7 protein-coding genes are annotated in these 9,654 nt (G+C 40.8%); 5 read left to right on the top strand and 2 right to left on the bottom strand.

What is annotated here, in order from left to right:
* Window positions 1-24: 24 nt before the first annotated feature.
* The gene (locus tag IQ264_RS29480) at window positions 25-2,430 is read right to left on the bottom strand and encodes a phosphoketolase (protein ID WP_228061912.1); all 2,406 of its coding nucleotides are present in this window, start codon (window positions 2,428-2,430) and stop codon (window positions 25-27) included.
* Window positions 2,431-3,020: 590 nt separating this feature from the next.
* Here IQ264_RS29480 and IQ264_RS29475 point away from each other — a divergent pair.
* The 5 genes from IQ264_RS29475 (at window position 3,021) to IQ264_RS29455 (ending at window position 7,508) form a co-directional block, all read left to right on the top strand.
* On the top strand, window positions 3,021-3,659 hold the full coding sequence (locus IQ264_RS29475) for a histidine phosphatase family protein (protein ID WP_193985736.1): 639 nt from the start codon (window positions 3,021-3,023) through the stop codon (window positions 3,657-3,659).
* Between the two features lie 49 nt (window positions 3,660-3,708).
* Window positions 3,709-4,080, top strand: a complete 372-nt coding sequence (locus IQ264_RS29470; RefSeq protein ID WP_193985734.1) for a Crp/Fnr family transcriptional regulator — start codon at window positions 3,709-3,711, stop codon at window positions 4,078-4,080.
* 52 nt (window positions 4,081-4,132) lie between these two features.
* Window positions 4,133-5,362 (top strand): acetate kinase, encoded by a 1,230-nt coding sequence (locus IQ264_RS29465; RefSeq protein ID WP_193985731.1) that lies wholly within the window; start codon window positions 4,133-4,135, stop codon window positions 5,360-5,362.
* Between the two features lie 28 nt (window positions 5,363-5,390).
* Window positions 5,391-6,320: an ADP-ribosylglycohydrolase family protein gene (locus tag IQ264_RS29460; RefSeq protein ID WP_193985729.1), complete on the top strand. Its 930-nt coding sequence runs from the start codon at window positions 5,391-5,393 to the stop codon at window positions 6,318-6,320.
* A 195-nt stretch (window positions 6,321-6,515) separates the two neighbouring features.
* Window positions 6,516-7,508 carry an AEC family transporter gene (locus tag IQ264_RS29455; RefSeq protein ID WP_193985727.1) on the top strand — a complete coding sequence of 331 codons (993 nt, stop codon included), beginning with the start codon at window positions 6,516-6,518 and terminating at the stop codon, window positions 7,506-7,508.
* Between the two features lie 171 nt (window positions 7,509-7,679).
* Here the strand turns inward: IQ264_RS29455 and IQ264_RS29450 are convergent, their stop codons facing one another.
* Window positions 7,680-9,368 (bottom strand): DUF3352 domain-containing protein, encoded by a 1,689-nt coding sequence (locus tag IQ264_RS29450; protein ID WP_193985724.1) that lies wholly within the window; start codon window positions 9,366-9,368, stop codon window positions 7,680-7,682.
* Between the last annotated feature and the right edge of the window lie 286 nt (window positions 9,369-9,654).

The raw sequence follows: 9,654 nt of genomic DNA, 5'->3' as shown, positions 1-9,654 counted from the left end.
CTCCCCATCTCCCCAGTTACCTAATTAATACGGCCATTTCCAGTTCAGAAGTTCTGGTTTGTCAACGCCGTATTCGTAAGCGTAGTTGCGGCAGTCAATTTGCATATTCTTGAATTTTTCTTTAGCATGAGCGCCAGCAACTTTCAAGCTAGGAATCCGATCGATCGCATCCATAGCAATACTAAAGCGATCGATCTGGTTTTGGATTGCCAATTCCAAAGGTGTATTAATATTCCCTTTTTCCTTGTAACCGCGAACGTGCAAATTCCTGTGATTTGTGCGACGGTAAGCAAGGCGGTGAATTAACCAGGGATAACCGTGAAAATTGAAGATAATTGGCTTATCAATAGTGAACAAACTATCGAAATCCCGATCGCTTAAACCATGTGGATGTTCCGTATCCGGCTGCAACTTAAACAAATCAACCACATTAATAAACCGAATCTTCAAATCTGGGAATTCCTGACGCAACATCACCGTTGCCGCCAGCGCCTCCAAAGTCGGAATATCACCCGCAGAAGCCATCACTAAATCAGGTTCACAACCTTGGTCATTGCTCGCCCAATCCCAAATCCCAATACCTTTAGTGCAGTGCTTAATTGCAGCATCCATATCCATATACTGCAAATGCAATTGTTTGTCAGACACAATCACATTCACGTAATTCTTACTCCGCAAACAGTGATTTGCCACAGATAGCAAACTATTCACATCAGGAGGCAAATAAATCCGCGTAACTTCCGCACTCTTATTAACAACTACATCCAAAAACCCTGGATCTTGGTGAGTAAAACCGTTGTGATCTTGTCGCCAAACCGTTGAAGTAATCAACAAATTTAACGAAGAAATATCCGCCCGCCAAGAAAGATGACGGCAAATATCCAACCACTTAGCGTGTTGGTTAAACATCGAATCAATCACATGGACAAAAGCCTCATAAGTTGAGAAAAATCCATGTCTTCCAGTTAATAAATAAGCTTCTAACCAACCTTCCAAAGTATGCTCGCTGAGCATTTCCATCACCCGACCATCGGGCGACAATTCGCTACCATCTAAGTCTTCCGGGAAAAATTCCGCAATCCAGAACTTCTTGCTAACTTCGTAAATCGCTTGGAGTTTGTTCGAGGTATTCTCATCTGGCCCAAACACCCGGAAGTTAGTTGGGTTCATTTTCATCACATCCCGCAAGAAAACACCCAAAGGTTTGGTATTTTCTGCTTCAATTTGTGCGGGTTTATCAAATTTCACCCCATATTCCCGGAAATCAGGCATCCGTAAATCTTTCCGCAATAATCCGCCATTAGCGTGGGGATTAGCACCAATCCGACGAGTTCCCTTCGGTGTTAAATCTTTGAGTTCGGGAATTAATGTACCGTTTTCATCAAACAGTTCTTCTGGTTTATAGCTGTGTAACCACTGTTCTAACAAGTGGAAACTTTCTGGATTCTTAGCTACATCTGCCATTGGGACTTGGTGTGCTCTCCAGAAACCTTCTACCTTGTGTCCGTGAACTTCTCCAGGGCCAGTCCAACCTTTGGGACTACGCAACACAATCATCGGCCAACGTGGACGGAAGGCAACGCCTGTACTCCGGGCTTCATGCTGAATTTTTTTGATTTCGCCAATGCAATGATCCAAAGTAGCTGCCATTGCTTGGTGCATTGACTCAGGATCGGACCCTTCCACAAAGTAAGGAGTGTAGCCGTAGCCTTTGAAGAGGTTTTCTAATTCTTCGTGACTAATGCGTGCCGGAATTGTGGGGTTGTTGATTTTGTACCCGTTCAAGTGCAGAATCGGCAACACTGCGCCATCTCGCACAGGGTTAATAAATTTGTTGGAGTGCCAAGAAGTTGCCAGAGGCCCTGTTTCCGATTCGCCGTCACCCACTAACACGGTAACAATTAAGTCTGGGTTGTCGAAGGCTGCACCGTAAGCATGGGAAATGCTATAGCCAAGTTCGCCGCCTTCGTGAATAGAACCGGGAGTTTCGGGAGTGCAGTGGCTACCAACACCGCCTGGGAAGGAGAAATCTTTGAAGAAGATTTTCATTCCTTCTTCGTCTTCGCTTTTCTCTGGGTAAACTTCCGAGTAAGTGCCTTCTAAGTAACAGGGCCCAAGATAACCAGGTGCGCCGTGACCTGGGCCTACCAGGTAAATCATGTCTAGGTCTTGGTTTTTAATCACTCGGTTCAGGTGAGTGTAGACAAAACTAATTCCAGGACTCGATCCCCAGTGTCCTAACAAGCGTTTTTTAATTTGTTCTATTTTTAATGGTTCTCTCAGCAGGGGATTGTCTCGCAAGTAAATCATTCCCACTGCTAAATAGTTGCAAGCTCGCCAAAAAGCCTGCATTTTGCGAAGTTCTTCCCCACTAAGAGGCAATCCCTTTACTGTGGCTCGCGCTGTTCCAAAGGCGCTAATCGATACCATATCAGTGGTTGGTTTCGGAGGAGTTGCTACCATATTTCCTCTTTCTCAAGGTTTACTTGAATTTCTACAATTTGTACACAAAATCTAGTTCTGGAACTAGTGAGTTTTTTGTCAGGTTTTTATCTTTGTTAGCCAGAATTCCCGAAAATAATCTCTGTTAATGGATAGATTATTGACGATTATTTTCTAAGGTTTAGAGGTTTTACCGAGTCAAGATTAACTTGGTATAAGCATTTTTTATCTTTAGGTTGTTGAGTTTGATAACCTTCCCAGGTAGTTTAACATTTAAAATACAATTCATCCATCATTGCAACTATAAAATAAATTTTAAATTTTAGGATATTTGTATAGGATTTATCATTAAGGCTAATTTAATTAAAGTTAAAATAGCTTCATAGTAATTTATTTAATTTTTTCTTAAGGTAACAATTATCTTATCTTAAGTATAATGAGGTACTTTAATTGAAAATTCGCGAGATTCAGACCTTTCCAAATCAAGAAACTTATGAAGTTTCCCCAGTTGTGCAAATATTCATGCTGTTAAAATTAAGTTTGAATATTGTGGAGAATACTATTTTAAAGGTTGTTCTATGAGCTTAATGGTGTATTTTTTACGACATGGACAAACAGTTTATAGCCGTGCTAATGATTATTGTGGATCGCTCGATCCAGAGTTAACAGATGAAGGAATGGAGATGGCGCAGGCTTTTGCCCAAGCATATAAATCTTTTCCTTGGACGGCGATTTTTTGTAGTCCTTTGCGCCGTACTATAGCGACTGCGAAGCCATTGTGTGATGCTATTGGCATGGAAATGCAATTGCGAGATGGACTTAAAGAAATTACTTATGGAAAGTGGGAGGGTTTATCTCCTGAAGAAGTTAGTTTACAATTTCATGATGATTACATTCGTTATTTAGCAGATCCGGGTTGGAATGCGCCAACGGGCGGGGAAAGGGCGGTTGATATTGCCCAACGCAGTTCTATTGTTCTTGAGGAGATTGAACAAAAGTATAAAACGGGTAATATTCTGGTGGTGTCTCACAAGGCGACAATTAGAATTATGCTTTGTTGGTTGTTAGGAATTGATGTGGGGAGGTTTCGCGATCGCATTTCTGCCCCCGTAGCTTCTGTAAGTGTAATAGAATACGGTGTACATGGCCCTTTACTTCATGTTTTAGGCGATCGATCTCACTTAAGCGAACGTTTACGAAATTTGCCCGGTACTTAAACTGTTATATTCTGATTATGTAAAGTGTTTGTACAGGAATTAGAAAATAATGTTAGAACCAGCAAAAACTGTCCACATCTATCAAAAAGAACCGGGAATTAAAGAATTCTCCAAAGGTGAAGTAATTTTTACATCTGGAGAGATTGGCACGGTGATGTATGGTTTACTTGAAGGAGTAGTCGAGTTATTTGTTGGCGATAAAGTTGTAGAAACGATCGAAACTGGTGATGTTTTTGGGGAAGGAGCATTAGTTCATGAATCACATCAAAGAGCTACCACAGCAGTAGCGAAAACTAATTGCAAAGTTGCCTATTTAGATAAAGATAGATTTCTGTTTGCCGTGCATGAAACACCTGTTTTTGCCCTAGAAGTAATGCGGAGTTATTCAAATCGTCTACGACGATTAAAAAGTCAATATTAATGCTGCTAGGGGGCAGAAGTTTTAAGTAGTTAAATAAAGGGAATTAAACCCCATGAAAATACTAGTTCTCAATGCTGGATCTAGCAGCCAAAAAAGCTGCCTTTATGCCCTAAAAAAAGATGCGTTACCATTGCAACCACCAGAACCACTTTGGGAAGCACAAATTGATTGGACTCACCATCAAGGAGTGGCAGAACTGAAGGTAAAAACAATTCATGGGGCTGTTTTAAAAGAGGAATTAAAAGTAGAATCTCGACAAGAAACTGTTGAGTATATGCTGAAAACTCTGTGCCAAGGTGAGACTAAAGTAATTGATAGTTTAGCAGAAATTGATTGCGTTGGTCATCGGGTGGTGCATGGAGGAAATAAGTATCACAAAAGTACTTTAATTACCAAAGAAGTCAAAGAAGCGATCGCAGATTTTGCCAAATTTGCCCCCGTACATAACCCAGCAAATTTAGAGGGAATTGTCGCTATAGAACATATTTTAGGCGAAAAAGTGCCGCAAGTTGCCGTTTTTGATACGGCGTTTCATGCCAAAATGCCGGAAGCAGCTATTGTCTATCCCCTACCTTATGAATTTTATGAACATGGCATTCGTCGCTACGGATTTCATGGCATTAGTCATCAATATGTTTCCCAACGCGCAGCCCAACTTTTAAGTAAAGATTTAACATCATTAAAATTAGTAACTTGTCACTTAGGTAATGGTTGTTCTTTAGCAGCTGTCAAAAATGGACACAGCATTGATACCACTATGGGATTTACTCCCACTGCTGGTTTAATGATGGGAACTCGTTCGGGAGATATCGATCCAGGAATTATTATAGACTTGTTGCGAAGGGGCTATACAGGTGAACAAATCGATGATATTTTTAATCGCAAATCAGGATTTTTAGGACTTTCGGGAATATCTGCGGATATGCGACTTATTGAAGAAGCGATCGCTCAAGGTAACACCCGTGCTAAACTCGCATACGAGGTTTATATTCACATTTTACGCTCTTTTATTGGTGCAATGATTGCTTCTTTGGGCGGTGTAGATGCTTTAGTATTTACTGCCGGAGTTGGGGAAAATGCCGCTAATGTGCGTGCTGATGTTTGTGCAGCTTTTGAGTTTTTAGGACTGAAAATTGACGAAGATAAAAATAATCATAAACCTGTAGATCGAGATATTTCTACACCTGATTCCCCAGTCAAAGTTTTAGTAATTCACACACAAGAAGATTGGGCGATCGCTCAAGAGTGTGTTCGCTTAACTCAATTAGTGGCGATTCATTAAAAACTGGAGATTACATTAAGTAAATTTTATGCAATTAATCGATCGCTATCGGGGATGTCTTCTCGGTTTAGCCACTGGCGATGCCGTAGGAACTACCTTAGAGTTCCAGCGACCCGGCACATTTACACCAATTAAGGATATGATCGGCGGTGGTTCGTTTAGACTACAACCGGGACAGTGGACGGATGACACTTCAATGGCATTGTGCTTGGCAGAAAGTCTGATCGAGCAAAATGGATTCGATCCGATCGATCAACTGCAACGATATCTGCAATGGTATCAAATGGGACACCTAAGCAGTACGGGGCAATGTTTTGATATTGGTAACACCGTGCGAAAGGCGCTGATGCAGTTTGAAAGGACAGGGGAACCCTACTGTAGTTCCACTGATCCTCATAGTGCTGGGAATGGTTCGATCATGCGCTTGGCACCAGTACCCCTGTTTTTCGCCCAAAATCCCGAACAAGCTATGGAAATGTCCGGGAATAGTTCTCGCACAACGCACGGTGCAGCAACAGCTGTTGATGCTTGCCGATATTTAGGTGGGTTAATAGTCGGTGCGGTTAATGGAGTCAGTCCAGAGGAGTTACTTTCGAGTCACTACAGTCCAATTCCCGGCTATTGGAACGAAAACCCCTTAGTTGCGGAAATCGACGAAATTGCTGCCGGATCATTCAAAGACCGCCAACCTCCAGAAATTAGAGGAACGGGCTATGTAGTGGAATCTTTGGAAGCAGCTTTGTGGGCATTTTACCACAGTCAGTCTTTTGAGGAGGGCTGTCTTTTAGCCGTCAACTTGGGCGATGATGCTGATACAACGGGTGCTGTTTATGGGCAGTTAGCTGGAGCTTTTTATGGAAAGCAGGGAATACCTCAATCCTGGCGCGATAAGTTAGCACATTACAATTTAATTGAATACTTTGCCGAGCAACTTTTTTCCTTAGCCCAGTCGAATTGAAATGTAAGTTACAGAGAAGAAACATTAACAAAAAAAACTGTGCTTTTAGTTTGAAAATTAATAAAAAATTTAATCTACAATTTTAGTGGTGCTCCTCAACTTTTGAGTATGACTTGCCTTGCTAGAAAAACCTTCACAAGGTAAAAGTTGGCTATGCACAAAGAAAATTTCACTGCCTCTACCAGCAGAAATAATATGATTGAAACTTTAACTCATGCTTACGCCCCGTTGTTAATTTGGACGGGGCTAGGTTTGCTGCTATTTAATTTTTTACCAGCTAACTTTCCCAAACTGTTAGGTAAAAGTCTTTATTGGTTTGGAGTACCGATCCAAATTTTTGTGTTAGCACGTCAGACGGAATTTTCCGACGGTGCGCGAATAGTACCTGTATTGACGATCGCTATAGTATTATTAAGTATTGGTTTAGCTTGGTTGACTTGGGAGTTATTAAAATGGTTAACTAACCAAAAAGAACCCAAACCAAATTGGCTAGAAAAATTTGGATTAAATTCTTCCTTTTTTAAGTTTAACTTTAGCGATCGATCGGTGCAAGGCAGCTTTATTTTAGCTGCAATGTTAGGTAACACAGGATTTGTTGGATTAGCAATTACTAGTAATATTATTAGCGCCGAAAACACCAATTGGGCAGTATTATTTAGCGTTACCAATAATGTCATCAGCACTTATGGAATCGCTGTATTTATTGCTAGCTACTTTGGACATTCTGAAACTAAAACCAACTTGTGGATACTGTTACGCGATGTGATAACTGTTCCGTCTTTGTGGGCATTTGCTCTAGGTTTCTTCACCCAGAATATAGAAATAACACCAACTATTGAATCTGGATTAAATATAGCAGTTTGGGTAGTAATTGCAGCGGCTTTAATATTAGTAGGTGTGCGCCTGCGTTCTTTGCGCGGTTATCAAAGTTTAAAACTAGCCTTAATTCCTAGCTTCATCAAAGTCATCCTTGTACCTTTGCTAGTAGGATTAATCGCCACTTATTTTGGGTTAACTGGCGAACCTCGTTTCATTTTAGTATTAATGGCAGGTACACCGACAGCTTTAGCCGTGCTAATTCTAGCAGAAGTTTATGAACTCGATCGCGAATTATTAGCCAGTAATATCGCCATGACTACAGTTGGGTTATTATTCGCCCTTCCTATGTGGTTAATATTCTTTGCTTAGTTTGTTGTAACGACTTTAGTCGTTTTGTTCCAGATAAAAGGACTAAAGTCCTCACAACAAACGAGGACTAAAGTCCTCACAACGAACCAGCATAAAAAAAAAGACGGTTGCCCCGTCAGATGTACATTTAAACCCAAGTTTTAGTGTAGAAGTAACTTCACCAGTAGAACCCTAATTTCCAGATTTTGGTTTCAAAGCTAGCAATATTTCCATATTACTAGTTGATGAATCAGGCTGAGTAGCAGTTAAACCAATACCGCGAATTGAATTGAGAAAAGCACTAGCTTCAGGAGGAATCGGACTTTGTTGATTGTTAGCCAAATTGCGATTCATCAAAGCCATTGTTTTGTCCATATCCAGGTAAAAATATCCGGCATTTGGTTTAGGTAAAGTATTAGTAATAGCCTTAAATGATGGGCTATTTTCTAAAGATTGAGAATTACTAGCCATCGCATCAACAACTGAACCACCAGTAGCGATAAATAGCGATTCTCCATCTAACCAACCATAACCTAACCAGGCTTCTTGTCCAGGGCTTGAAAATTCGGTAACAGTTTTTCCCTGAATATTTCTTTGTGTTACATTAATCGCCTGAGCCTTGGCTACTTCATTGATTTTTGCTAAAGTATTTTCGGCGGTTTTGCGATCGCTAGTTTTTAAAACCAAAGCCCCGCCAAAACCGAACTGTGCTGAAATACCTTGATTAGCAGAAACCGCCCCTAAAGCAAACTCCCCATCCATCCAACCAATAACATCTTCATCCAAATCTAAATTGAAGTTAGTTTTCAATTGTTGACGCATTTGCTCAAATTGTTCTTGCCACCCCGGAATACTTTTTGTTTGCGTCACAAATGCTGACCAACCTTGCTTAATTCCCTGACCACTAACTAAAGCCACAGTATCCAAAGGAAATTGAGCAATTACTTTCCCCGGAGTAGGTTTGTATTCCACTAAATTTAAAGCCGGATCAATTTTAGCAACCGCCTTTATCCTAATTCCAGAATTATCAATTGCTATCCCTGCCACCAAAGACTTAATCATTTTTAGTTGATTCAAACTTTCTGGAGGTAATGGACTAGCATTAGGATTATTAGCTATTAACTGTTGGATGGAACTACCATAATTAGGTAGATAAAGTTGCACAACCGGATTTTGGATATCTACACCCTTTGTCACCATTGAGCGAACACCTTCTTGACTAGCAAAAGAAGGCTCACCTTTATAAGTATCAATTGCCGATTCTACAGATTTTTTGCTATCTGAAAATATTACATGATCGCCTAACACAGCAACATAAGTTTTACCACTTTTATTTGTTGGCTCTAGGATTTTCACTCCCTTATAGTCACTTTCGGCCAACTTTTCCTTTGATGTATTGAGTTTATTAGCAAAATTAAACAAGCTAATTTTGTCCTTTGTACCCACAACAAATAGTAGGTTTGGTGCATTAACAACTGAGGGTGTTGGTGGTGTTGGTGGTGTTGGTGGTGTTGGTGGTGTAGGGGATGTAGTTGCAGGTAACACCGCAAACATGACACTACCCAACCAAGGTTTCACATCTTTGTCATAATCTATTTGTGACTCCTTCAGCATTTGTTGGTTAAAATCAGCAAGGCTTTTCCCAATTAATTGTTGCGCTTCTTTTGTGCCAAACTGTTGTAATTGTGCCCAACTCTTTGCATCTGGAGAAACAAAACCTGCCATCAAAGCTTCATCTGGAACAATCTTCGCACTAGCCAGAGGACTAACATCACTGAAAGTACCTCTTAAATACAGATAACCAAGAGTTGCCCCACCTGCGATAACGGCAGCAGCACCAATCCCGACTGGAATTAGCCAATTTGATTTTTTTTCAGGCATTTTTTTAGGTTTATTCAGATAGTTATTACAGAGTTGAAAAATTAGCTCTCACCCTGAGAGCATCTGTAAACTTGCAAATATTTCTTTTCAATACTTCAACCTGAACGTTGGCTATTCCAGAAGGTAGAGGAAAGGCAGAGGAAAGGCAGAAGGCAGAAGGCAGAAGGCAGAAGGCAGAAGGCAGAAGGCAGAAGGCAGAAGGAAAGAAAGGCTCCAAGGCAGAAGGCAGAAGGAAAGAAAGGCAGAAGGTTATATTTTCTGCTTATCCCCTTGTCCCCTTGTCCCC

It is taken from the genome of [Phormidium] sp. LEGE 05292, assembly GCF_015207735.1.
In the GTDB taxonomy this organism is placed as follows: domain Bacteria; phylum Cyanobacteriota; class Cyanobacteriia; order Cyanobacteriales; family Aerosakkonemataceae; genus Floridanema.
This window is presented reverse-complemented; position numbering and strand designations above follow the sequence as displayed.